This is a genomic window from Bacillus sp. Je.9.29.b (genome assembly GCF_051129925.1).
GTDB classification, from domain to species: domain Bacteria; phylum Bacillota; class Bacilli; order Bacillales; family Bacillaceae; genus Bacillus; species Bacillus safensis.
The window spans coordinates 1-254 of the sequence record NZ_JBCPSO010000035.1 but is presented as its reverse complement, the minus strand read 5'-3'; the positions used below and the strand labels follow the sequence as shown (position 1 = coordinate 254).

1 rRNA gene is annotated in these 254 nt (G+C 50.4%); it reads right to left on the bottom strand.

The features are described 5' to 3' along the window. Positions 1 to 254 (bottom strand): 23S ribosomal RNA (locus AAZR19_RS18990); the annotation flags it as partial.

The following is a 254-nucleotide window of genomic DNA, read 5'->3' as shown; positions in this document are numbered from 1 at the left end:
ACCTTTCCCTCACGGTACTGGTTCACTATCGGTCACTAGGGAGTATTTAGCCTTGGGAGATGGTCCTCCCGGATTCCGACGGAATTTCACGTGTTCCGCCGTACTCAGGATCCACTCTGGAGAGAATAACATTTCAGTTACAGGGCTGTTACCTTCTTTGGCGGGCCTTTCCAGACCTCTTCGCTTATATCATTCCTTTGTAACTCCGTATAGAGTGTCCTACAACCCCAAGAGGCAAGCCTCTTGGTTTGGGC